Below are 21,715 nucleotides of genomic sequence, written 5' to 3'. Positions count from 1 at the left end.
AACCTCCGAGGACAAGAGGCACAACCAGGGTTGCGTTCTGTGCAACACCGGGCCGTGTGGGTCAGGCGAGCGGGGCGCGCCCCGCGGGGCTGGTGGTGACCGTTGCTCCCGTGCTCTTCCTGCTGCGCCTCACCCAGGACTCGGTGCGGGCGGCGAGGGTGGTGAGCAGCAGGTTCAGCGCGATGAAGAGCAGGGCGACGACGGTGAAGGACGCAATGGTGTTGGCGCCGTAGTTCGCGGAGATCAGGCGGACCTGGTGGAGCAGTTCGTCGAACGCCAGCATTTCTCCGCCGAGCGCGGTGTCCTTGACGATGACCACGAGCTGGGTGGTGAGGGCGGGCAGCATCGCGGTGACCCCCTGGGGCAGCAGTACGGACGCCATGATCTGGCCCTTGCGCATCCCGATGGCGCGTGCGGCGTCACTCTGACCGCGGGGCAGGGCGAGGATCCCGGCGCGCACGATCTCGGCGAGCACGGCGGCGTTGAAGACGACGAGGCCCGTCACGACCGAGTACAGCGGGCGCATCTCCGGGGTGACGTCGCTGAACCGCGCGTACACCTCGTTCGCCAGGAGCATCAGCATCAGCACAGGGACGGCGCGGCAGCAGTCGATCAGTGCGCCCACGGACCGGCGGAGCACCGCGTGGTCGGAGAGCCGCGCGATGCCCAGCAGGGCACCCAGGGGCAGGGCGAGGACCAGCGCGAGCGCGGCGGCCTGGACGGTGTGGAGCAGGCCCGGCAGCAGGAACTCGGTCCACACCCGGGAGTCTTCGACGAAGGGGCCCCACTTCTCGGCGGCCAGTTGGTTCTTGTCGGCGAGCAGCTTGAGCACCCACCAGGCCGCGGCGCCGAGTGCGAGGAGGAAGAGCAGGGAGTACAGCAGGTAGCGGCGTCTGGCGCGAGGGCCGGGGGAGTCGTACAGGACGGAGAGTGCCTTCATCGCCGGACCGCCACTCTGGCGCTGATCCAGCCCAGCAGGAGTCCGGTGGGCAGAGTGAGGCAGACGAACCCGAAGGCGAAGACCGCGAAGACGGTGAAGATGGCGTGGCTTTCGTTCTCCATCATCTCCTTCATCAGCAGGGCGGCCTCGCCGACCCCGATGGCGGCGGCCGTCGTGGTGTTCTTGGTCAGCGACATCAGCACGGTGGCCAGCGGGTTCACCACGGCACGGAACGCCTGGGGCAGGACGACGTGGCGCAGTACCTGCGGGAAGGTCAGGCCCAGTGAGCGGGCCGCCTCGGCCTCGCCGACCGGCACGCTGTTGATGCCGGAGCGCAGCGATTCGCAGACGAAGGTGGCGGTGTAGGCGGACAATCCCAGGACCGCGAGACGGAACCCGGTCTCCTTCGCCGTGCCGCCGCCGAGCGTCGCGCCCATGGTCTGGTGCAGGGCGAGCGAGGTGGCGACGATGATGACGGTCAGGGGAGTGTTGCGTACGAGGTGGACGTACAGGGCGGCGAAGGCCCGCAGCAGGGGCACGGGGCTGACCCGCAGACCCGTCAGGAGCGTGCCCCAGGTCAGTGCCCCGACCGCTGAGTACAGCGCCAGTTGGATGGTCACCCAGAAGGCGCCGAGCAGGTCGTAGCGCTGCAGGAGCTGGCCGACCACGGGCCCTCAGCCGGTCTCGGTGATCTTCGGAGCCTGTTCGTAGTCGAAGCGCGCGGGGCCGAAGTGTTTGCGTACCGCCCGGTCCCAGGATTTGTCGGAGACCATCTTCCGCAGTGCTTTGTTGACCTTGCCCCGCAGTTCGCTGTCGGACTTGGCCACGCCGATGCCGTAGCGCTCGTCGCTGAGCCGGAGGCCGACGAGTTTGAACTTGCCGCGGTGCGCGCGCTGCGCGGCGAAGCCGGCCAGGATCGCGTCGTCGTTGGTGAGCGCGTCGACGACCTTGTTCTCCAGGCCGGTGAGGCATTCCGTGGGTGAACTGAACTCCTGGAGGTCGGCCTTCGGAGCAAGCTCGTCCTTCACGTTCTGCGCGGACGTGGACCCGGTGACCGAGCAGAGCTTTCTGGAGTTCAGGTCCCCGGCGTCCTTGATGGACGTGTCGTCGGCGCGGACCAGCAGGTCCTGGTGGGCGAGGAAGTACGGCCCGGCGAAGGAGACCTTCCGCTTGCGCTCGTCGGTGATCGAGTAGCTCGCGACCACCAGGTCCACGTCCCCGCGTACCAGCAGATTCTCGCGCTCGGCCGGAACGGTCGCCTTCCAGGTGATCCGGTCCTCCGGTACCCCGAGCTGCTCGGCGACATAGGTGGCGACGTCGATGTCAAAGCCCCGGTACACGCCGTCGGGGCCCCGCAGCCCGATACCCGGAAGGTCATCACGAACCGCCACGGTCAGCCGGTCCCCGTCCTTGCCGCCGTCCGACCCACCGCACCCCGCGGCGCCACCGGTCAGCACCAGTGCGACGAAGGCCGCGGCCCCTTTGCTACGCCTCATCCGGTCGTCCCCCTCGCAGGGCCGCCCCGCTGGTCGAGCTCGATCGGAACCCCGTAGACCAGTCAACGTCCCACAGGTGCACTACGGCCACAACGACGCGATCCGGACATCTGCCTCGGATCGAACAGCAGGCCCAGGTGGTGCCGAGCGTCTACGTCCCCCTGGCGCGGCGCACGATCGATGTCGCGCACAGCGCGTGAAATACGGAGAGTAACTGCGGTAGTTCGACCGCGAATATGCGCCGCGCGGTGGCCGGTGCTACCACCCTGAGGTATGAACTGGCCCTGAGCGGGCAAGATGTAGATGCCATTCGCGGTGCCGCCCCAGACCCAGGCGGCGTCGGGCGCCGGCCTCAGGGCCTCGCCGCTCGCGTTGTCGTAACTCTTCGTATGCGGGGTGTAGTGAATTGGGGGGTGGACCATGGGCACGCCCGACCCGGGCTTTGGGCTGCACCACCGTGTGGTGGACGGATCGATCATCCTGACGTTCCGCGGTGAGCTGGACGCCTGGGCGGATCAGGAACTCTCGCCGCGCATAGTGGAGTTACTGGACCAGCCAGGCGCAGACGTGGTGGTGGACCTGCGGCAGGTGACCTTCCTGGACGCCGGCGGGCTGCGGCTGCTGGTGCGCATCAAAGGCCGGACCATCGCGAAACGGCGCACCCTGCGACTGGTCCGCAGCAGTCCGCGCGTCTGGCGGGTTCTGCGCATCACACGGCTCGATCGCAGCTTCACCGTCCTGGACAGCATGCCGGCCGCTCTGGACGCGCCCGACGACCACGAGGGCAACCTGAACAGGCCGGCCTAGAGGTCCAGACCCTCCCTAGGTGCCACCTGGCTGGTTATGTCTCGCTGCGACGGAAGTCGACGACTGTGAGCCACTGCTCGGATACGGTGTGCGAGCTGGTTTCCGTTTCCCGTGGATACGCGAGGAGTTGCTGAGTGGACCGCAGTTCTGTGATCCGGATCCGTACTGTTCTGGCCGCGATGGGCGTGGCGACCGCGATGGCAGCCGCCCCCACCGCGACGGCGGCCGCGGAGCAGAAGCCGGCAGCGTCGGCGGCCGGGTCGTCATCGTCTTCGGCACCGCGCGAGCCCTGCACCGGAGAGTTCCACAAGGATGCCCGCCTCGGCCCGAAGTGGCTGCCCAAGAAGTGGCAGGAGCCGGTCGGTCCGCTGCTCAAGGGGTGGAAGCGCACGGGCGGCCTCTCGCCGTCGTCCTTCCTGAAGAAGTACTGGGAAGGTCCTGCCGAATCGGGCAGCTGGAAGTACCCGCCGAACGACGGCTTCGAGACGGTCAACGGCCAGGTCGACAAGCACCCCGAGGAGCTGGACAAGGGTGACCTCCTCGACCGCTTCGGGTCGGAGTACGGCTCGTTCCTGGCCCCCGCCGGGGACTCCTACGCCGAGCGCGCGCTGCCCCCGCAGAACCTCAACACCCGTGACGCCGCAGTCGCCTGCGACTACCGCGTCTACGAGGTGAGCAAGCCCTTCTACGTCTGGCAGGGCGGTATCGCCCCCTGGTTCGCGCAGCCCGGCGGCGGCCAGCAGATCAAGCTCGACCCGGCGTTCCTCGACCCGGGCGACGGCCAGCGCCTGAACGTGAAGTGGCTGCTGGATCACGGCTACCTCGAGCCCGCGAACGACTAGTCCGCGAACGACTAACCGGGAACGACTGGCACCGATGGACATCCGTGGTCTGCCCACCGCGCTGCGCGAAGCCGGTGTCGCCGACGGCTACTACTGGATCGAGGGCGTCCACGAACCGGCCCCCACGCCCCCCGACTTCGTCTACCTGCGGAGAACCGAGGACGGCCGGGCGTGGGAGATCGGCACGTACGAACGCGGAGCGCACCACCCCCTCGCCCGGCACACGGACGAGGGGGAGGCCTGCGCGCAGCTGCTGCGCCTACTGCTGTGAGACGGCGAGGACCTCGTGCTCGCAGGCGTCGTCGATGCCGTACGTGTCCCACGCGGGGAACGGGTCGTCCACCGGCAGGCTCTCGCCCTCGGCCATGAGGCAGCCGGCGAGCGCCGCCCGCAGGGAATCGGCGCGCAACCCGGTCCCGATGAAGACCAGTTCCTGCCCCTGAAGATCCCCCGCGTCGCGTGCCGCGGACGGTTCGAAGCGCGCCACGGACCCCGCCTGGGACCACAATCCGGTCACGTTCGGGCGGCTGGCGAGCCAGAAGAAACCCTTGGACCGCAGCACGTCCCCGAAGGTCCCGCTGTCAAGACCCTTCGTTACGAAGGTCCACAACCGGCCCGGGTGGAAGGGGAGTCCGGCACGGAAGACGGTGCTGGAGATCCCGTACTCCTCGGTCTCCGGCACATGGTCACCGTTCAGCTCCCGCACCCACCCCGGCGCCTGCTGTGCCCGCTCCAGGTCGAACAGGCCGGTGCCGAGCACCTGCGGGAGGTCGACGCGGCCGTGGGTCGCGGTCACGACGCGGGCGAGCGGATTGAGGCGAGCGAGCGTGGCGGTGAGCCGCTCCGCGCTCTCCGGGTCCACGAGGTCGATCTTGTTCAGGACGATGACGTCCGCGAACTCGATCTGGTCCATCAGCAGATCGCTGACGGTGCGCTCGTCCTCCTCGTACTGATCGAGGCCTCGCTCGACCAGGCCGTCCCCACCCGCCAGTTCCGGCAGGAAGTTCGCGGCGTCGACCACCGTCACCATCGTGTCCAGGCGGGCCAGATCGCCCAGCGTGGCGCCGTCGTCGCGCGGAAACGCGAAGGTGGCCGCGACCGGCATCGGTTCGGAGATGCCGCTGGACTCGATGAGGAGGTAGTCGAACCGGCCCGCTCGCGCAAGACGGTCGACCTCCTCCAGGAGATCGTCGCGCAGGGTGCAGCAGATGCACCCGTTGGTCATCTCCACGAGGCGTTCCTCGGTGCGCGAGAGGGCGGCCTCGCCGCCGCGCACGAGGGCGGCGTCGATGTTGATCTCGCTCATGTCATTGACGATCACCGCGACACGCAGGCCCTCGCGGTTGCCAAGGACATGGTTGAGCAGGGTCGTCTTGCCCGCGCCGAGAAAGCCGGACAGGACGGTCACCGGCAGTCGCTCGGCCATGTCCGTCAGCCTTCGGGGCGCAGCAGGCCGCGCTCGTACGCCTTGGCCAGTCGCTGGGGCACCAGGTAGGCGGAGCCGTCGACGGTGACCGGCACGAGCTGCGGGGTGGTGGCCTTCCACTGCGCGCGGCGGTGACGGGTGTTGCTGCGGGACATTTTCCGCTTGGGTACGGCCATGGTTTCGAGTCCTCTCTCGGTGGTGCGACGCCGAGGCTATATGAAAATGGATCCCATTTCGAACTGGGGGGGGCGCGTCAGTGGGTCCGAGCCACGGTTGACAGTCCTGACCCGCCCGCGACAGCATCCCGGCGATGGAGATCACCGACCTGACACCGGCGGAGCACCGCGTCTGGCAGGCGTTCCCGCTCGGCGACGGCGTCGACTTCCGCGAGAGCCCCGATGACGACCCCGCGGCCGGTGGCTCCTGGGGGCCCGAGCGGACGGTGCGGGGCGAGGTGCTGCGGGCGCTGCTGCTCAACGGCCCGACGCGGGACGGCGAGATAACCGGCATGAAGCTGACCGGCGCGCGCGTCACCGGGCGCCTCGACCTCAGGTACGGGACGGTCGAGCATCCCCTGCGACTCCGCTCCTGCCACTTCGACGAGACACCGAACCTGTACGGAGCCCAGGTCCGCACCCTGGTCCTGAGCGACTCGGTCCTGCCGGGCCTGAGAGCGGGAAACCTCCGTGCCGAGCTGGACCTGCGGATCACCTGCTGCCGGATCACGGGCCCCGTGCGGCTCGCGGGCGCGCAGATCACCGGGGCCTTCTTCGCCAACGGCGCGGAACTCGGCACCCCGCCCACACCTGACCCGGAGCCCGCACCGGACCCCGCACCGACCGCGGAAGCGGTGCTGCAGCTGAACCACGCGGTGATCGGCACCGACGTATGGGCCCCCGGCCTGGTGGCCCATGGCCAGATCCGGCTGAACGGCGCCAACGTCGGAGGCCAGGTCAACCTCGACGACGCCGAACTGAACGCCCCCGGTGAAGTCGCCCTGCACGCCGAGACCTTGTCGGTCGGCACCGATCTGCGGGCCATGCGGCTGCGTGCCGACGGCCAGCTCAACCTGAGCGGCGCCAGAATCCCGCGGCACGTCAACCTCGCCTACGCCCGCCTCTCCCGCCCCGGCGCGACGGCCCTGCGCGCCAGCAGCTGCGTCATCGGCGAGCTGTGGCTGCGGGAGGCCGCTCCGATCCAGGGCGCCGTGAACCTGCGCCGCTCCCAGCTCGACCTGCTGCACGTCCCTCCGGAGGTGTGGCCCGGCCAGGTCAAGCTCGACGGCCTCGCGTACCAGAGGCTCGCCCCGCACCTGCCCGCCGAGCAGCGGCTACCGCTGCTCGAACGCGAGGCGGGCGGCTATCTCCCGCAGGGCTACGAGCAGTTGGCCGCGGCCTACCGCACGGTGGGCGACGAGGCCGCCGCCCGCACCGTGCAGCTGGCCAAGCTCCGCCGCCACCGGCGCACCCTGCCCCCGTACACCAGGATCTGGGGCCATCTCCAGGACGTGACGGTCGGCTATGGATTCCGGCCGATGCGCGCCGCAGGATGGCTGCTCGTCCTGCTGCTCACCGGCGCGCTCGCCTTCGCCCTGCACCATCCGCCCGCGCTGAAGTCCGACGAGGCCCCCGACTTCAACCCCGTCTTCTACACCCTCGACCTGCTCATTCCGATCATCGGCTTCGGCCAGGAGGCGGCCTTCGCGCCGGACGGCTGGTACCAGTGGCTCTCGTATCTGCTCGTCGCCACGGGCTGGGTCCTCGTCACCACGGTCGCGGCCGGCATCACCCGCTCCCTCAGCCGCCAGTGACCCAGCGCTCATCGCGACGAACATCGCCGACCTGGACACAGGCGGGGCGACGATCGATATCCTCCAGCGAAACGCTCAAACGAACACCTGACGAGTACGTCGCGAGGGGGCCGGCAGCATGCGGGAGCCGAGGGATGTCAGGCGGCAGCGGATACTCGCGGTCGTGGAGTCGCGTGGCGAGGCGCGGCTGAGCGATCTCGCCGACGATCTCGAGGTGTCGGTGATCACCGTGCGCCGGGATGTCGAAGACCTGGCCCAGGAGGGCAAGTTGCGGCGCGGGCACGGAGTGGCGCGCTCGGTCGGACCCGTGGAGCGGAGCCCCGCGCCCGCCGAACCCGTGGCGAGCGGCGGGGCCGTGGCGCTGATGGTGCCCGAGCGGCACACCTACCTGTACGAGACGATGCACGGGGCCCGTGGCGTCCTTGGCGAGGCCGGCATGCGGGTCGCCCTGCACATCGCGCCGCAGGTGGAGGGCGCCGAACGGCCCCTGGTCGAGCGGGTGTTGACCGAAGGTGTGCGGGGGCTTCTCATCGCCCCGCGCTGGCGCACGGAGGCCGAGGAGGAGGCGGACTACGCCTGGCTGGCTGCTTCGGGCGTGCCCACGGTCCTGATGGAGCGGCGGCCACGCGCGGGCAGCGCGCTGCACGCCATGGACTCGGTCCGCACCGACCACTGGTACGGCATCCACCTCGCCGTCGACCACCTCGTCGGGCTCGGTCACCGGCGGATCGTCCTGGCCGCCCGCGACGACAGCCCGACGGCCCGCGCCCTGCGTACGGCCTTCGCCGAAATCGCCGCCTCCCGGCCCGAGATCGAGGACTGGAGCGTCATGCTCAGCGCCGCGGGCGCGGGGCCGGGGCGGGTGCGCGAACCGCTCGACCTCGCGGCGCGGCTGCGCGAGCGCGGGGCCACGGCCGCCGTGCTGCACGGCGACGTCGACGCGCTGATGCTCGTGCAACAGCTCATGGACCGCGGGGTGCGGGTGCCGCAGGACTGCTCGGTGGTGGCGTACGACGACGTGGTGGCCGCGCTCGGCAGTACGCCGCTGACCGCCGTGTCACCGCCTAAGCACGAGGTGGGACGGACGGCGGCCGGTCTACTGCTGCGCAGGCTGCACGAGTTGGCGGGTCCTGGCGCCGGGCCGACGCAACGCGTGGAGCTGCTGCCGGAGCTCAAGGTCCGGGGATCCACCACAAACATTCGGATCGTTTGACCGCTTCAGTTTCTTTTGATCGGTCTATTGACCGGCATCGTTCACGCGATCAGGATTCCCGTGTCCCGAACAAGAGCCGCGGGAGGCACCCATGCCTGGTCGACCGAGCCGCCGGTCCCTGCTCACCGTGACAGCCGCAGTTCCCATGGCAGGTGCTCTCAGCGCCTGTTCGGGCAGCACGGGTCGCACGTCGAGCAGCAAGGGCGGCACCACACGCATCACGTTCTGGTCCGCACTGCGCGGAAGCCAGGAAGTGGTCGACGCGTTCAACAAGTCCCACGACCGCATCCAGGTCGAGTTCCAGCAGATCCCGTCCGGCGCCATGGGCGGATACGCCAAGCTCAGCAACGCCGCCCGGGCCGGCAACGCCCCGGACGTCGCCACGATCGAGTACCCCCAGGTCCCCGGCTTCGCCATCGACGGCGTGGCCCGGGACATCACGTCGCTCGTCAGCGACCGGCTGCGGGCCAAGCTGCTGCCGCAGGCCCTCGGCCTCACCACCTTCGAGAAGCGCGTCTACTCCGTCCCGCTCGACGTCGAACCGATGGTGCTGCACTACCGCGCCGACCTGTTCGACCGGTACGGGATCGAAGTCCCGCGCACCTGGGACGAGTTCGCCGATGCGGCCCGCACCGTGCGGGACAAGGCACGCGACCGGCGGATCGCGGTCTTCCCCACCGACGGCGGCACCCAGTTCGCCGCGTGGGCATGGCAGGCGGGCGCCCAGTGGTTCGACACCCGCGACGGCGCCTGGAACGTCTCGCTGACGGACCGCCCGACCCGCAAGGCCGCCGCGTACTGGCAGCGGCTCATCGACGAGGAGCTGCTCTTCGTCAACGCCACCGAGAGCAGGCACTACGACTCGCAGCTCAGTGAAGGGCTGATCCTGACCCGGCTCAGCGGAGCCTGGGACGCGGGCGCCCAGATGAATGCCAGGCCCGGCCAGAAGGGCCAGTGGGCCATAGCCCCGCTCCCGCAGTGGGACCCCGGGAACCCCGTCGTCGGCACTCACGGCGGCTCCACCTTCGCCGTCACCAAGGACTGCCGAAAGACCGAAGCAGCCATGGAGTTCATCGAGTGGCAGGTCTCGCACCCCGACGCCCTGCGCGCCCGCCTCTCCAGCGGCACCAGCAGCCAGTACCCGGCCGTCCCCGACCTGGTTCCCGTGGGCCGCAAGGCCTTCGACCGCGCCTACTACTCGGGCCAGGACATCTACCGCCTCTTCGAGGAGCAGGCCGAGGCGATCCGCGACGGCTGGATCTGGGGCCCGCGGATGACCGCCACTCAGAGGGTGATGCAGGACGGCTTCGCCCGCGCGGGCGGCGGCAAGGGCTCACTGCTCGACGCCGTGCGCGCGGCGCACGACGGCACCATGCCGGACCTCAGAGCCCTCGGCCTCTCGACCACCGAGCACAGCACATGACCGGCCCGAGCGCCCCGGCGCGACAGAAGCCCCCGTACACCGACCAGTACCAGTACCAGTACCAGCAGAAAGGCAGGTGACCTCCGATGACCACGACCGCGCCCCCGGCCCGCGCCACCCGCACCGCCGATGCCCCCGCCCCCGACGGCCGCGCCCGCACGCGTGCGCGGCGCCGTGAACACATGGCGTGCGGCGTCCTGATGACCCCCTTCCTGATCCTGCTGGTGACGGTTTTCCTGATACCCGTCGGCACCGCGGTCTGGCTGAGCTTCTTCAGCGACGACCAGCCCGGCCTCGGCTTCGGCTCGGAGCGCACGGTCTTCGTCGGCCTGCGCAGCTACACGGCCGTCCTCACCGACCCGACCTTCCTCGGCAGCCTCGGTCTGGTCGCGCTCTACTGCCTGATCTACATCCCGCTGATGGTGATCGGCGCCCTCTCGCTCGCCCTGCTGCTCGACTCGGGCGTCGTACGGCTGCGCGCCTGGGCCCAGTTGGGGCTCTTCCTGCCGCACGCGGTGCCGGGCATCATCGCGGCCCTGATCTGGCTCTACCTCTACACCCCGGGGCTGAGCCCGGTCGTCGACGTGCTCTCCAAGGGCGACATCCACATCGACTTCCTCGGAGTGAACACCGTGCTCCCGTCGATCGTGAACATCGCCCTGTGGAGCAACCTCGGCTACAACATGGTGATCTTCTACGCCGCACTCCAGGCCGTACCCCGCGAAGTGATCGAGGCCGCCGTGGTCGACGGCGCCGGACCCGTGCGCACGGCGCTCCAGGTCAAGGCGCCCCTGGTGCGCTCCTCGATCGTCATGGTCGCCATGTTCACCCTGATCTGGGCGATGCAGCTGTTCACCGAGCCCATGCTGCTCAGCCAGTCGTCCCCGATGATCAACTCGCGCTTCTCGCCCAGCATGTACATCTACGACGCGGCCTTCACCCGCAACAACTACGGCCTGGCCGCCGCCGCTTCGGTGATCCTGCTCCTGTGCACGGTCGCCCTCTCCTACGGCGTCACCCGCTGGACCAACCGCTCCCAGAAGGAGGCCGCACGATGAGCGCCGACACCCTCACCGCGCACCGCCCCCGCCTCCTGGGCCGCGCCGCCGTGAACACCGTGGTCGGCATCGCGGTGCTCTACACCCTGCTGCCCGTCCTGTGGCTGGTGCTCGCCGCCTCCAAGAACCGCGACGCGCTGTTCAGCAGCAACTTCTTCACGCTGACCGACTTCTCCTTCGTACAGAACCTGCGCGACCTGTTCGCGATGGACGGCGGTCTCTACGGCCGCTGGTACACCAACAGCCTCCTGTACGCCGTCCTGGGCGCCGCGATCAGCGCATTGGTGAGCGTGGCCTGCGGCTACGCCTTCGACAAGTACCGATTCCCCCACAAGGAGAAGGTCTTCGGCCTGGTCCTTGCGGCGGTGATGGTGCCGCAGACGGTGCTCGCCCTTCCGCTGTATCTGATGGCCTCGGCCACGGGTGTCGTCGACACCTTCTGGGCGGTGTTCATCCCCGTCCTCTTCAACCCGTTCGGCGTCTATCTGGGGCGGATCTTCAGCCAGGGATACGTGCCCGACGAGGTGCTCGAAGCGGCCCGGGTGGACGGTGCGGGGGAACTCACCACGTATGTGCGCGTCTCCCTGCGGATGCTGGGCCCCGGCCTGGTGACGGTCTTCCTCTTCCAGCTCACCGCCATCTGGAACAACTTCTTCCTGCCCATGGTGATGCTTTCGGACGAGAAGCTGTACCCGGTCAGCCTCGGCCTCTACACCTGGAACAGCTCGGCGACCGTCTCGCCCGAGTACTACCCCGTGGTGATCATTGGTTCACTGCTCGCGGTCCTTCCGCTGATCCTCGCCTTCGTACTGCTGCAGCGCTTCTGGAAGTCGGGCCTCACCGCGGGCTCGGTCAAGTGAGCCACGTGAACCATGTGAAAGGGAATGTGTTGATGAACGGCAGCCGCCGGCCGCGTGCCGCGCTCGCCATGGCCCGGGACGCGGCGAAGGCCGTGCTCGGCCCCGACGCCCTGGCCGCGCTCGGCCGTGTCTGCGATCTTGAGCCGGACACGGTCCTGGACGACTTCACCACGGAGGAAGCACGCTCCGTGCTCCGGGGCGTGGAGGTCCTGGTCACGGGCTGGGGCTGTCCGCGGCTGGATGCCGCAGCGCTCGCGGCGGCGCCCCGGCTGCGGGCCGTCGTGCACACCGCCGGTTCCGTACGCGGCCACATCACCCCGGAGTGCTGGGACCGCGGCATCGAGGTGTCGTCGGCCGCCGCGGCCAACGCCCTGCCCGTCGCCGAGTACACCGTCGCCATGATCCTGCTCAGCGGTAAGAACGTCATGGAGCGGGCACGGGAGTTCAAGGCCACCCGGCGCCGCGACGAATGGCTCGGCCTTTCGCACGGCGTGGGCAACTACGGCCGCACGGTCGGCATCCTCTCCGCCTCGATGATCGGCCGCCGCGTCATCGAACTCCTGGGCCCCTACGACCTCCAGGTCCTGCTGCACGACCCGTACGTCTCCGACGAGGAAGCCCTGGCACTCGGCGTACGGCCGGTCGGCATCGCGGAGTTGTTCGCGAGCAGCGACGTCGTCAGCGTCCACACTCCGCTGCTTCCCGCCACCCGCGGCCTGGTCAGCCGTGAGCTGATCGCCGCGATGCGCCACGAGGCGGTGCTCATCAACACGGCCCGCGGCGCGGTCCTCGACCAGGACGCCCTCACCGAAGCCGCCCTTGCCGGCCGTGTCCGTGCCGTCCTCGACGTCACCGACCCCGAAGTCCTGCCCCCGGAACACCCGTTGTGGGAGTGCGACAACGTCATGATCACCCCACACCTCGCCGGCTCGCAGGGCAACGAGTGGGGGCGTCTCGCCGACCTCGCCGTCGCCGAGCTCGGCCGCTGGGCCGCGGGCGACGGTTTCGCCCATGCCGTACGACGCGAAAGGCTGGCCTACCTCGCATGAGCACCCCCGGACTGCCCGGACTGCCCGAAGAAGACCGGGAGTCGAGCCCTCACACCGGCTACACGCGCGCGCACTGGGAGGCCGCCGCCGACGGTCTCCTGGGCGCCGCCTGGCAGTGGGCGACACCCCGCGGCGCCCTGCTCGACCTGCCGGGGCGGCCCTCCGCGTCGGGCGTACGGTCGGACGGCCTGGAGGGGTACGCACGCACCTTCCTCGCCGCCGCGTTCCGCGTGGCGGGCGCCGAGGGCAAGGACCCGCACGGCTGGCTCGACCGGTACGCGGAAGGCCTCGCGGCGGGCACACGCACGCCGGGCCACGACGACGCCGAGTCGTGGCCGCTGATCCTGGACCACAACATCCAGGGCCAGCCGATGGTCGAGTCCGCGTCCGTCGCCCTCGGCCTGCGGCTGACCCGCCCCTGGCTGTGGGACCGGCTCGACAGCGGCGTACAGGACCGGGCGGAAGAGTGGCTGCGCGGCGCGATACGTCATGTCCCCGCGCCCAACAACTGGTACCTCTTCCCCTACACCGTGGCAGGATTCCTGGAGTCGGTGGGCCGTGGCGACGCGGAGACGGCAAGGGCGCGCGAGCGGGCACTCGAACTCCTGGAGAGCTGGTACCGCGGCCAGGGCTGGTACGCCGACGGGGACGGCCGTGCCTTCGACCACTACAACGGCTGGGCGCTGCACCTGTATCCGACGCTGGACGCCCAACTGGCGGGCAACTCGGATGAGTTGGCTCGGCACGGTGCCCGCCTGCACGAGCACCTGGAGAGCTTCGGGCTGCTCTTCGGAGCCGACGGCGCCCCGATCCACTTCGGCCGCTCCCTGACCTACCGCTTCGCCGCGGGCGCGTCCGTGGCCCTCGGCGCGCTCACCGGCCACACGCCCCTGAGCCCCGGCGCCTCGCGCCGCCTGATCAGCGGCTCGCTGCGCTATTTCCTCGACCGCGGCTCCGTGAGCGCCGACGGACTGCTCACCCTCGGCTGGCACGGCCCGCACGACGCCAGCCTCCAGCCCTACTCAGGTCCCGCGTCGCCGTACTGGGCGTCCAAGGCCTTCGTCGGCCTCCTGGCACCTGCGAGCCACCCCCTGTGGACCGCCACGGAGGAACCCGCGCCCAGCGAGAGCCACGACACGGTCCTCGCGCTGCGCGCGCCCGGCCTCCTCGTGCAGAGCACCCGCGCCGACGGGATCGTACGGCTGCACAACCACGGCAGTGACCACGCGCGCCCGCACGAGGCCGAGTCGGCGGCCCACGAGGACCCGCTCTACGCCCGCCAGGCCTACTCCACGCGGACCGGCCCCACGGCACGCGACAACACTTCGGACAACCACATCGCGGTGGAGGTGGCGGGGATCCGCAGCGCCCGCACCCGCATCCATCCGCTGGGCGCCGGTCAGGGCGAGGGCTGGGGCTGGGCGGCGTCCCGGCACACCCCCGCCTTCGTGAGCGGCCCGCCCATGGTGCCGGGCCTGCGCGTGGAGAGCGTGACAGTGGCCAAGGGCCGCCACGAGTTGCGCGTGCACCGCGTCGTCGGCGCACCGCGCGGAGCCCGCGTCACCCACACGGGCTGGGCAACAGGCCCGGAGGAGCCCTTGCTCTCCGCGCTCCACGCCTTGCACGGCTGGACCGGCCGGGACGAACAGCGCGCACCCCAGGGCACGGCCTTCACCCGGTGGGCCCGCTTGCCGCGCCTCACGGCCGAGGCGGAGGGCACGGCCGTGTACGCGGCTCTGGCCACGCTCACCGCGGAACCGGACCCCGCGCCTTTGGCGGACGCGGCCACCGTGGTGGGCGTGACGGAGGACGCCGTGGAGGTGCGGTGGACGGATGACGGGTCCGTGACCCGGATCGCCTTCGAGCCGCTGGGGGTGGAGCACGGCTGAACAGCGCCTGGGCTACTCCACCGTCACCACCCCGCCCACCACCACGACATCGGCCCTCGTTCCCGGGATGTCCTCGGGACGCGCCCGCAGGATGTCCCGCGACAGCACGACGAAGTCGGCCAGCTTGCCCACGGTCAGCGAACCCCGGTCGTCCTCAAGGAAGTTGGCGTACGCGGAGCCCATCGTGTAGCCGTGGACGGCCGTCTCCACGTCGAGCGTCTCGTCGGGCTGCCAGGCTTCGCCGCCGCCGAGGGGGCGGCGGGTGAGGGCGGTGTAGATGCCCGCCATCGGGTCCATCTCGGCGACGTTCCAGTCGCTGGAGAGCGCGAGGACCGCCCCCGCCTCGTGCAGGCTCCGCATCGGCCAGGCCTTGTGCCACCGGTCGGCGCCGATGTTCTCGGCCCAGTCCTGGCCGGGGCCCGCGATCTCGGGGGCGCAGTGGCGCGGCTGCATGCAGGCCACGACACCGAGTTCGGCGAAGCGCGGGGTGTCGGCGGGGTCCAGGCACTCGACGTGCACGACCTGGTGGCGGGCGTCGCGCGGACCATTGAGGGCGCGGGCGTGCTCGACGGCGTCAAGGACCGTGCGGATGCCCCGGTCACCGGTGGCGTGCACGAAGCACTGGAAGCCGCGGGCGTCCAGCTTCGCGAGCAGTTCCGCGAACTCGTGCGCGGGGTAGAACGTGTCGCCCCGGTGCCGCCTGCATCCCGAGTAGGGCTCCAGGAGCGCGGCCGTGCGGGGCTCGACGACGTCGTCGATGTAGAGCTTGAGCGGCCCGACCCGCAGCCGGTCGTCCGCGAACCGCCGTGCGGCGTCCGCGAAGTCGTCCAGGTCCGCGTCGGACGTGCCGCGCGGATGGAAGAGCGCGGCGACGATGCGCGAACGCAGCCGTCCCTCCGCGCGGGCGCGGGTGAAAAGCTCCAGGTCGTCCAGGGAGTTCTGCGGCTCGACGACCGTGGTGATGCCGAAGCCGATCGCGTCGTCGAGGCTCTTGGCGAGGCGCCCGTACTGCCGGTCGGGTGAGGCCCATGGCAGGCCGAGCTCGCGCAGGGCGCGGTGCCCGTCGCGGGAGAGCCCCTTGACCGCGAAGTCCTTGATGAAGCCGGTGGGTTCGCCCGTCGCCGGGTCGGTCTCGGCGCGGCCGAACGGCAGCGACGTACGGTCGCGGTCGACGCCGAGTCGGCGCAGGGCTGCCGTGTTGAGCCAGGCGGTGTGGACGTCGTAGCTCAGGACGAAGGCCGGGGTGTCGCCGGTGACGGGATCGAGGTCGGCGGCGTTCGGCATACGGCCGCCGGGGATCGCGGAGTAGTCGAACGCCTCTGCCTCGATCCAGTCGGCGCCGGGATTCTCGGCGCGCCAGGCGCGGATGCGGTCGTGGATCTCGTCGAGGGTGCGCGCACCGGCGAGCTGTACGCAGGCGTCGTCGGAGCCGAGGCGCACGTGGTTGTGGGCGTCGATGAAGCCGGGCAGGACCAGGCGCCCGCCGCCGTCGACGACCCGTGTGCCCTCGCCGGTCCAGGAGTCCGCTTCCGTGTCGGGCCCGAGCCATGCGATGCGCCCGTCCAGGACGGCGAGCGCCTCGGCGCAGGGGAGGTCCGGGTCGACGGTGTGGATGCGGGCGTTGCGCAGGACGAGATCCGCGGGCCTGGGGGTGGTGCTGGTCATGAGAGGTGAACTCCTGGGGCGGTACGGGTAGTACGGGTGATCCGAGGGGTGAGGCGTGCCTCAAGCGGAGGCGGACGGAGAAGCGCGAACACTGCGGCGGGCCAGCGCCCAGTACGTGAGTCCGGCGACGACCGAGCCGAGGAGGGTGAGATCACCGCCGCCGAGCGGCGCGACCAGCGGCCCTGTCCACAGCTCCGAGTCGCAGGTCAGCGCGGCGAAGGCCATCCCGGTGACCAGGGCGGCCATCCCGGCGGGGTGGACCCCGGCCCGGTACCAGTAGGCCCCGTCGCGGCCGGTGGTGTGCAGGGCCTCGGTGTCGTACCGGCAGCGCCGCAGGAGCATGTCGGCGAGGAACACGCCGCCCCACGGCGCGAACACGATGATCAGGAGGGAGAGGAAGCTGAGCAGCGACTCGGTGAAGTCGGTCAGGAACAGCGCGCCGAGCGAGCCGAGTGCCGTCACGACGATGCTGATGACGATGGCCCTCGCCCGGCTCCAAGGGATGCCGAGCACCTGGAGGTTGAGGCTTGAGGAGTAGAGCGTGAGGATCGAGTTGGTGACCGAGCCGCCGAGCACCAGCAGCAGGAACACCGGCTGGAACCACCCCGGAAGCAGCTTCTCCACTCCCGCGACCGTATCCGTCATGTCGGCCTGCGTGGCGGCCGCGACGCCCGCGACACCGAGCGCCACGGAGGAGACGAGACCGCCCAGCGCGCCGCTGACGGTGATCGAGCGCAGCGAGGTGTCCCGCGGCAGATAGCGGGTGTAGTCGGCGGGCATCGGCAGATACGAGAACGGCCCCGCGAGCATCACCACGAACGCGAGGGTCCAGCCGGAGAAGCCCGCCCCACCGCCCCCGGCCGCACCGAACTCGGCGTCGGGCAGCACGAAGACGAGCAGCACCCCGAAGCCGGCGGCCAGCACGTACGCCATCCAGCGCTCGGCGAGCTGCACGGTGGCATGTCCCCACATGGCCACGGCGAAGGTCATGGCGAGGGTCACCGCGAGCGCGAGGGCGCGCGCGGCGTCCCCGCCCGACCAGCCGAGGTCGGTGAAGAGGGCTTCGAGGGCGAGCGTGCCGACCACCGTGTTGACGATGGTGTAGCCGATGGACACCACCCAGTTGAGCAGCCCGGCGGGGAAGTTCCCGAGAACCCCGAAGGCGGCGCGCGAGATGACGAGGGTCGCGGTGCCGGTGCGGATGCCGCTGAGGCCGGCCGCGCTGATGACGAAGAAGGAGAGCCCGCCGATCACGACCACGGCGGTGGCCTGCCAGAAGCTGAGGCCGAAGCTGACGGCGAGTGCGCCGTTGATGACGTAGGTGAAGGTCAGGTTGGAGCCGAACCAGAGCCAGAACAGATCCCTGGCGCTGCCGTGCCGGTCCTCGTCCGGGATCGGATCGATGCCGTGGGTCTCGACCCGGAACACCTCGTCGCTGGTGACGCCCGTGCCGATCCCGGCGGAGGTCGTTCCGGTGGTCTTCGTTCCGGCCGTCTTCGTTCCGGTGGTCTTCGTTCCGGCGGAACCCGGGGCCTCTTGCGTCATGCGGGCACCTCACTCTCCGGCACCCAGACTTTGAATGCCGTTCTATGACCTAGAACGGCATTCAAAATGCGCCACGGGCCGGGGAGCCGTCAAGACCCCGCGGGAAATCAGCCGCGGGCAGCGGGGATAAGGTCGGCGGGTGGAGCAGGACGCGGGGACCGGAACGGGAGCAGGCGTGGCACGACGGCGGGACGGGCAGGTCGCGCGGGACCGGATGCTGGAGGAGGCGATGACGGCGATCGCCGAGAACGGCCTCGCCGCCCTCACCATGTCCGCGCTCGCCGAGCGCCTCGGCACCAGCGGCGGCCACATCCTGTACTACTTCGGCAGCAAGGACCGCCTGCTCCTTGAGGCGCTGAGCTGGAGCGAGGCCGCGCTCACCGAGGAGCGGCGCGCGCTGCTCGCGGGCCGGGCGGCACCCGCACGCAAGCTCGACCGTTTCCTGCGGATGTATCTGCCCAAGGGGCCGCGCGACCCCCGCTGGATGCTCTGGATCGAGCTGTGGGCGCGCGCCGGTGCCAACGCGCCGCTCCGCACGGCCCAGGACGATCTCGACCTCGGCTGGCAGGCGGATCTGGAGACCCTGCTCACCCAGGGCGCGGCTCAGGAGGCCTTCGCGGTGGACGACGCCGCGGCCCGCGCCGGTGAACTCCTCGCACTCCTCGACGGCCTGAGCACCCGTGTCGTCCTCGGGCAGCGCGGCGCGGACCGCAAGGGGGCGCTCGCCTCCGCGCGCTCGGCGGCCGAGCGGCTCGTCGGGCGCCCCGAGGCGACCGGTACGTAGCCCGAGCGGCCGAACGGGCAGGTCGTGATGGTCATGACGGGGCCGGAGCGTGGAAGCCTCCAGACATGACCGAAAGCGCGTACCTCTATATGGCGAACCCTCGGATCACGGTCCTTGGCGTCAACCCCGGCCGGCCGCCCTTCCGCATCGTGGAGCTCGACGGCGAGGTGGTGGGCGAGGCCAGGGAGCTTGTCGACGTCCTGGAGGTGGCCGCTCAGGCGGGCGTCGTCGTGCACGACGTGGACGACCCGGATCTGGTGCGCTGGGTGGGCGGCGACAAGTTCACCTGGAAGCCGAAGGAACCGGCGGGGCCCGAGGAGCCTATGGAATCGATCGAGCCGAACTAGCCGAAGCGGGGCACGCCCGGGGATCGGGGCGGTCGGGTTCGAGGTCGTAGATCCTGTTCAGGAGCTCGGCCTCGTTGCCCGTCAGGCCCGCGCGGCGCAGCGCTTCGTCCGCCTCCGCCATGGGCCCCGCGAGCAGCGGGGCCGCCGCGGCCGGTGAGGGGCCGGACAGCGCGGCACGTGCGGTGTGCAGCAGCCGCAAGCAGGCCTGGGCGGCGGCCAGTTCCGGGGTCGGCGTGCTGGTCATGTCGAAAGCTCCTCTGCGCGTGGTCGGACGGACCGATGGCTCGCACCGGTGGACCCTCCACTCTTGCGCACGGGTCTGACAATCGAGCTCTACGCGGCGCTGGCGCGGCGGGTGAGCCGCAGCGTGAGGCCGTCCGGCATGAGCGTGAGACGCTCGACGACCCGCAGGCGGTAGCCGGGGTCGGCGTGCAGGTCGTAGCGGCGCAGGAGCAGTCCGAGCACCAAGGTCGCCTCGTGCAGCGCGAACTGACGGCCGATGCAGGCCCGCGCGCCCGTACCGAACGGCTTGAAGACGTGGGCCGGCCGCGCGCGTACCGCCGAAGGGGCGAACCGGTCGGGGTCGAACTCGTCGGGCCGCTCGCCCCACGCCGCCGGATCGCGGTGCAGCAGCGTGGCGAGGACGAGCGCCCAGGCCCCCTCGCGCATCGGGTGCACACCGCCGATCGTCGTGTCGTGCCGGGCCTGGCGCGAGAAGGCGGGCGCGGTCGGCCACAGCCGCAGCGACTCGTCCAGGACCCGCCGCAGATAGCGGAGCTTGGCGACCTGCTCGTACGCGGGCTCTTGTGCGTCGCCCCAGATCTCGTCGATCTCGGCCTGGGCGCGGGCAAGGACTTCGGGGGAGCGCGAGAGATAGTGCAGCGCGAACGACAGGGCGCCCGAGGTCGTCTCGTGCCCGGCGACCAGGAAGGTGATGACCTGACGGCGGATGTTCTCCGCGGAGAGCCGCTCGCCGGTGTCGGGGTGGGCGACCTCCAGCATCCGGTCGAGCAGATCGCCGTCGCCGGGGCCCGGTGCGGCGCGGCGGGCCGCGACCACGTCGTCGACGGTGCGGTTGAGATACGCCATGTCGGCGGCGTTGCGCCGGGTGGCGCCGCGCAGTAGCAGCGGGGCCAGGGCGGGCGGCACGACGTTGCGGCGCTGGGCGTAGGAGAGCGTGCCGACCATGGCCGACACGAAGGGGTGCGGCCGTGACCGCTCGAAGGAGCCGAAGTCGTGCCCGAATCCGGTGCGGGCGATCGTCTCCAGGGTCAGCTTCGTCATGTCGCCGGGCACGTCAACGGCCCTGCCCGTCTGCTCGCTCGCGTCCCAGCGGGCGGTCAGCTGCCGGGCGACGTCCAGCATCAGCGGGTGGTAGCCGGCCATCGCGTCCCGGCTGAAGCCCGGGGCGAGTATGTCGTGCGCCAGCTGCCAGTTGGGCTCGTGGTTGTACGCGGTGAACAGGCCGTCGCCCGCCACCGGCCGCAGGTTGGCGACACCCAGACCCACGTGCTTGGCGAAGCGCGACTCGTCGGCCAGTTCCGCGGCGAGCTCGGCGCCCCAGACGAAGACGATCTCCTTGCCGAACGCCTTGCGGCGGAAGATGGGCCCGAGCCCGCTGCCGATGCGCATCGAATCCTGCACCGGCGTACGGACGTTGGCGCCCAGGACGTCGCCGACCAGGGGCAGGCGGCGCGGGGGATGCGGGATGAGATCGAGGCGCGGCCACCCGAGCTCGGCGCTGCGAAACCCTTTGGGAGGAGCCTCCGCACCCTCCGCCACCTGCGATGTCTGTGATATCTGCGATGCCTGCGAGACCTGCGCCATGTGTGCCATCTCCCTTGTGCCGCAGACCCGTTGAGCCTGTTGTACACGAATTCAATAAGGACTTCAGTCTGGTCCCGCTGTTGAATCCACGTCAAGTAAGGTGCTCCCATGGTCGCGAACCCGCAGGAGCGCACGCGCCGCAGACTCAGCACCGAGGAGCGCAAGGAACAGCTGCTCTCGGCAGGGGCGCGGCTCTTCGCCCAGAATCCGTACGACGACGTGTGGGTCGAGCGGGTGGCGGAGATCGCAGGCGTCTCACGCGGCCTGCTGTACCACTATTTCCCGACCAAGAGCGACTTCTTCGCCGCCGTGGTGCAGCGTGAGAGCACACGCATGCTGCGCCTGACGGCGGCCGTGCCCGGAGTCCCGGTCCGCGACCAGATCGGCACGGGCCTCGACACGTTCCTCACGTACGTCGAGTCGCACGCCGAAGGTTTTCGCGCGTTCCACCGGGCGGCGGAGACGGGCGACGCCACGGTCCGCAGGATCTACCGCGAAGGCCTCGCGGCCCACGAGGACCAGATCCTCCAAGCCCTGGCCGCGGACCCCGAAACGGCGTCCACTCCCCACGACCTTCCGACCCTGCGCCTGGCCGTGCGCGGCTGGCTCGCCTTCATGGTGACCGTCTGCCTGGAGTGGCTTGAGGAGCCGGAGCTGCTGCCGCGTGCACAGGTGCGGGACCTGTGCGCGAGGGCGTTGCTGGGCGCGATCGCGCCGTGAGCTGATCACTCAGT

At 70.5% G+C, this 21,715-nt stretch carries 22 protein-coding genes; 13 read left to right on the top strand and 9 right to left on the bottom strand.

The window, feature by feature from the left end:
- Positions 1–61: 61 nt before the first annotated feature.
- The 3 genes from E5671_RS07815 to E5671_RS07805 are packed head-to-tail and all read right to left on the bottom strand — an operon-like array spanning position 62 to position 2,436.
- Positions 62–940: an ABC transporter permease subunit gene (locus tag E5671_RS07815; protein WP_160503112.1), complete on the bottom strand. Its 879-nt coding sequence runs from the start codon at positions 938–940 to the stop codon at positions 62–64.
- Complete coding sequence (locus E5671_RS07810) at positions 937–1,608, bottom strand: ABC transporter permease subunit (RefSeq protein ID WP_160503111.1); 672 nt, start codon at positions 1,606–1,608, stop codon at positions 937–939. Before E5671_RS07810 ends, E5671_RS07815 begins: the two co-directional genes overlap by 4 nt.
- Before the next feature lie 6 nt (positions 1,609–1,614).
- Positions 1,615–2,436: a glutamate ABC transporter substrate-binding protein gene (locus E5671_RS07805; protein WP_160503110.1), complete on the bottom strand. Its 822-nt coding sequence runs from the start codon at positions 2,434–2,436 to the stop codon at positions 1,615–1,617.
- A 420-nt stretch (positions 2,437–2,856) separates the two neighbouring features.
- On the opposite strand from E5671_RS07805, the gene E5671_RS07800 reads away from it, so the two are divergent.
- The 3 genes from E5671_RS07800 to E5671_RS07790 all read left to right on the top strand — a co-directional run bounded on the left by E5671_RS07800 (position 2,857) and on the right by E5671_RS07790 (position 4,356).
- Complete coding sequence (locus E5671_RS07800; protein ID WP_160503109.1) at positions 2,857–3,243, top strand: STAS domain-containing protein; 387 nt, start codon at positions 2,857–2,859, stop codon at positions 3,241–3,243.
- A gap of 179 nt (positions 3,244–3,422) precedes the next feature.
- Positions 3,423–4,085 (top strand): TNT domain-containing protein, encoded by a 663-nt coding sequence (locus E5671_RS07795; RefSeq protein WP_202121608.1) that lies wholly within the window; start codon positions 3,423–3,425, stop codon positions 4,083–4,085.
- Positions 4,086–4,119: 34 nt separating this feature from the next.
- Complete coding sequence (locus E5671_RS07790; RefSeq protein ID WP_160503108.1) at positions 4,120–4,356, top strand: hypothetical protein; 237 nt, start codon at positions 4,120–4,122, stop codon at positions 4,354–4,356.
- On the opposite strand, the gene E5671_RS07785 is transcribed toward E5671_RS07790, so the two are convergent.
- Positions 4,345–5,511 carry a GTP-binding protein gene (locus tag E5671_RS07785; protein ID WP_160503107.1) on the bottom strand — a complete coding sequence of 389 codons (1,167 nt, stop codon included), beginning with the start codon at positions 5,509–5,511 and terminating at the stop codon, positions 4,345–4,347. The genes E5671_RS07790 and E5671_RS07785 overlap by 12 nt on opposite strands.
- Positions 5,512–5,516: 5 nt before the next feature.
- On the bottom strand, positions 5,517–5,687 hold the full coding sequence (rpmF, locus tag E5671_RS07780) for a 50S ribosomal protein L32 (RefSeq protein WP_160503106.1): 171 nt from the start codon (positions 5,685–5,687) through the stop codon (positions 5,517–5,519).
- A 134-nt stretch (positions 5,688–5,821) separates the two neighbouring features.
- Between rpmF and E5671_RS07775 the strand changes: the two genes are divergently transcribed.
- From E5671_RS07775 to E5671_RS07745, 7 genes are all read left to right on the top strand, one after another.
- Entirely contained in the window at positions 5,822–7,321 is a 1,500-nt protein-coding gene (locus E5671_RS07775) for a membrane-associated oxidoreductase (protein ID WP_160503105.1), read from the top strand.
- Between the two features lie 118 nt (positions 7,322–7,439).
- The gene (locus tag E5671_RS07770; RefSeq protein WP_160503104.1) at positions 7,440–8,534 is read left to right on the top strand and encodes a substrate-binding domain-containing protein; all 1,095 of its coding nucleotides are present in this window, start codon (positions 7,440–7,442) and stop codon (positions 8,532–8,534) included.
- A 91-nt stretch (positions 8,535–8,625) separates the two neighbouring features.
- Complete coding sequence (locus tag E5671_RS07765; protein WP_160503103.1) at positions 8,626–9,957, top strand: ABC transporter substrate-binding protein; 1,332 nt, start codon at positions 8,626–8,628, stop codon at positions 9,955–9,957.
- 86 nt (positions 9,958–10,043) lie between these two features.
- A complete protein-coding gene (locus E5671_RS07760) occupies positions 10,044–11,015 on the top strand; it encodes a carbohydrate ABC transporter permease (RefSeq protein WP_160503102.1) in 972 nt (323 codons plus the stop codon).
- Positions 11,012–11,875 carry a carbohydrate ABC transporter permease gene (locus tag E5671_RS07755; protein WP_160503101.1) on the top strand — a complete coding sequence of 288 codons (864 nt, stop codon included), beginning with the start codon at positions 11,012–11,014 and terminating at the stop codon, positions 11,873–11,875. Before E5671_RS07760 ends, E5671_RS07755 begins: the two co-directional genes overlap by 4 nt.
- 32 nt (positions 11,876–11,907) lie before the next feature.
- Positions 11,908–12,924 carry a hydroxyacid dehydrogenase gene (locus E5671_RS07750; RefSeq protein WP_160503100.1) on the top strand — a complete coding sequence of 339 codons (1,017 nt, stop codon included), beginning with the start codon at positions 11,908–11,910 and terminating at the stop codon, positions 12,922–12,924.
- On the top strand, positions 12,921–14,813 hold the full coding sequence (locus E5671_RS07745; RefSeq protein WP_160503099.1) for a DUF2264 domain-containing protein: 1,893 nt from the start codon (positions 12,921–12,923) through the stop codon (positions 14,811–14,813). Before E5671_RS07750 ends, E5671_RS07745 begins: the two co-directional genes overlap by 4 nt.
- Positions 14,814–14,825: 12 nt before the next feature.
- Here the strand turns inward: E5671_RS07745 and E5671_RS07740 are convergent, their stop codons facing one another.
- Positions 14,826–16,478: an amidohydrolase gene (locus E5671_RS07740; protein ID WP_160503098.1), complete on the bottom strand. Its 1,653-nt coding sequence runs from the start codon at positions 16,476–16,478 to the stop codon at positions 14,826–14,828.
- Between the two features lie 60 nt (positions 16,479–16,538).
- Positions 16,539–18,023, bottom strand: coding sequence for a purine-cytosine permease family protein (locus tag E5671_RS07735; protein WP_160503097.1), 1,485 nt, complete (start codon positions 18,021–18,023; stop codon positions 16,539–16,541).
- Between the two features lie 214 nt (positions 18,024–18,237).
- On the opposite strand from E5671_RS07735, the gene E5671_RS07730 reads away from it, so the two are divergent.
- A complete protein-coding gene (locus E5671_RS07730; RefSeq protein WP_160510045.1) occupies positions 18,238–18,807 on the top strand; it encodes a TetR/AcrR family transcriptional regulator in 570 nt (189 codons plus the stop codon).
- A 65-nt stretch (positions 18,808–18,872) separates the two neighbouring features.
- Complete coding sequence (locus E5671_RS07725; protein WP_160503096.1) at positions 18,873–19,154, top strand: hypothetical protein; 282 nt, start codon at positions 18,873–18,875, stop codon at positions 19,152–19,154.
- On the opposite strand, the gene E5671_RS07720 is transcribed toward E5671_RS07725, so the two are convergent.
- Positions 19,129–19,398, bottom strand: coding sequence for a hypothetical protein (locus E5671_RS07720; RefSeq protein WP_160503095.1), 270 nt, complete (start codon positions 19,396–19,398; stop codon positions 19,129–19,131). The genes E5671_RS07725 and E5671_RS07720 overlap by 26 nt on opposite strands.
- A gap of 89 nt (positions 19,399–19,487) precedes the next feature.
- Positions 19,488–20,981, bottom strand: coding sequence for a cytochrome P450 (locus E5671_RS07715; RefSeq protein ID WP_160503094.1), 1,494 nt, complete (start codon positions 20,979–20,981; stop codon positions 19,488–19,490).
- 108 nt (positions 20,982–21,089) lie between these two features.
- Here E5671_RS07715 and E5671_RS07710 point away from each other — a divergent pair, with 108 nt between their 5' ends.
- A complete protein-coding gene (locus E5671_RS07710; RefSeq protein WP_160503093.1) occupies positions 21,090–21,701 on the top strand; it encodes a TetR/AcrR family transcriptional regulator in 612 nt (203 codons plus the stop codon).
- Positions 21,702–21,715: the final 14 nt, after the last annotated feature.

The sequence above is a fragment of the Streptomyces sp. BA2 genome (genome assembly GCF_009769735.1).
Lineage (GTDB): Bacteria > Actinomycetota > Actinomycetes > Streptomycetales > Streptomycetaceae > Streptomyces.
This window is presented reverse-complemented; position numbering and strand designations above follow the sequence as displayed.

Bases quoted from the DNA above. Each gene is read 5' to 3' on its own strand.
- E5671_RS07815 (WP_160503112.1), bottom strand. From the start codon at position 940: ATGAAGGCACTCTCCGTCCTGTACGACTCCCCCGGCCCTCGCGCCAGA.
- E5671_RS07805 (WP_160503110.1), bottom strand. From the start codon at position 2,436: ATGAGGCGTAGCAAAGGGGCCGCGGCCTTCGTCGCACTGGTGCTGACC.
- E5671_RS07800 (WP_160503109.1), top strand. From the start codon at position 2,857: ATGGGCACGCCCGACCCGGGCTTTGGGCTGCACCACCGTGTGGTGGAC.
- E5671_RS07795 (WP_202121608.1), top strand. From the start codon at position 3,423: ATGGGCGTGGCGACCGCGATGGCAGCCGCCCCCACCGCGACGGCGGCC.
- E5671_RS07790 (WP_160503108.1), top strand. From the start codon at position 4,120: ATGGACATCCGTGGTCTGCCCACCGCGCTGCGCGAAGCCGGTGTCGCC.
- E5671_RS07785 (WP_160503107.1), bottom strand. From the start codon at position 5,511: ATGGCCGAGCGACTGCCGGTGACCGTCCTGTCCGGCTTTCTCGGCGCG.
- rpmF (WP_160503106.1), bottom strand. From the start codon at position 5,687: ATGGCCGTACCCAAGCGGAAAATGTCCCGCAGCAACACCCGTCACCGC.
- E5671_RS07775 (WP_160503105.1), top strand. From the start codon at position 5,822: ATGGAGATCACCGACCTGACACCGGCGGAGCACCGCGTCTGGCAGGCG.
- E5671_RS07770 (WP_160503104.1), top strand. From the start codon at position 7,440: ATGCGGGAGCCGAGGGATGTCAGGCGGCAGCGGATACTCGCGGTCGTG.
- E5671_RS07765 (WP_160503103.1), top strand. From the start codon at position 8,626: ATGCCTGGTCGACCGAGCCGCCGGTCCCTGCTCACCGTGACAGCCGCA.
- E5671_RS07760 (WP_160503102.1), top strand. From the start codon at position 10,044: ATGACCACGACCGCGCCCCCGGCCCGCGCCACCCGCACCGCCGATGCC.
- E5671_RS07755 (WP_160503101.1), top strand. From the start codon at position 11,012: ATGAGCGCCGACACCCTCACCGCGCACCGCCCCCGCCTCCTGGGCCGC.
- E5671_RS07750 (WP_160503100.1), top strand. From the start codon at position 11,908: ATGAACGGCAGCCGCCGGCCGCGTGCCGCGCTCGCCATGGCCCGGGAC.
- E5671_RS07745 (WP_160503099.1), top strand. From the start codon at position 12,921: ATGAGCACCCCCGGACTGCCCGGACTGCCCGAAGAAGACCGGGAGTCG.
- E5671_RS07740 (WP_160503098.1), bottom strand. From the start codon at position 16,478: ATGACCAGCACCACCCCCAGGCCCGCGGATCTCGTCCTGCGCAACGCC.
- E5671_RS07735 (WP_160503097.1), bottom strand. From the start codon at position 18,023: ATGACGCAAGAGGCCCCGGGTTCCGCCGGAACGAAGACCACCGGAACG.
- E5671_RS07730 (WP_160510045.1), top strand. From the start codon at position 18,238: ATGCTGGAGGAGGCGATGACGGCGATCGCCGAGAACGGCCTCGCCGCC.
- E5671_RS07725 (WP_160503096.1), top strand. From the start codon at position 18,873: ATGACCGAAAGCGCGTACCTCTATATGGCGAACCCTCGGATCACGGTC.
- E5671_RS07720 (WP_160503095.1), bottom strand. From the start codon at position 19,398: ATGACCAGCACGCCGACCCCGGAACTGGCCGCCGCCCAGGCCTGCTTG.
- E5671_RS07715 (WP_160503094.1), bottom strand. From the start codon at position 20,981: ATGGCGCAGGTCTCGCAGGCATCGCAGATATCACAGACATCGCAGGTG.
- E5671_RS07710 (WP_160503093.1), top strand. From the start codon at position 21,090: ATGGTCGCGAACCCGCAGGAGCGCACGCGCCGCAGACTCAGCACCGAG.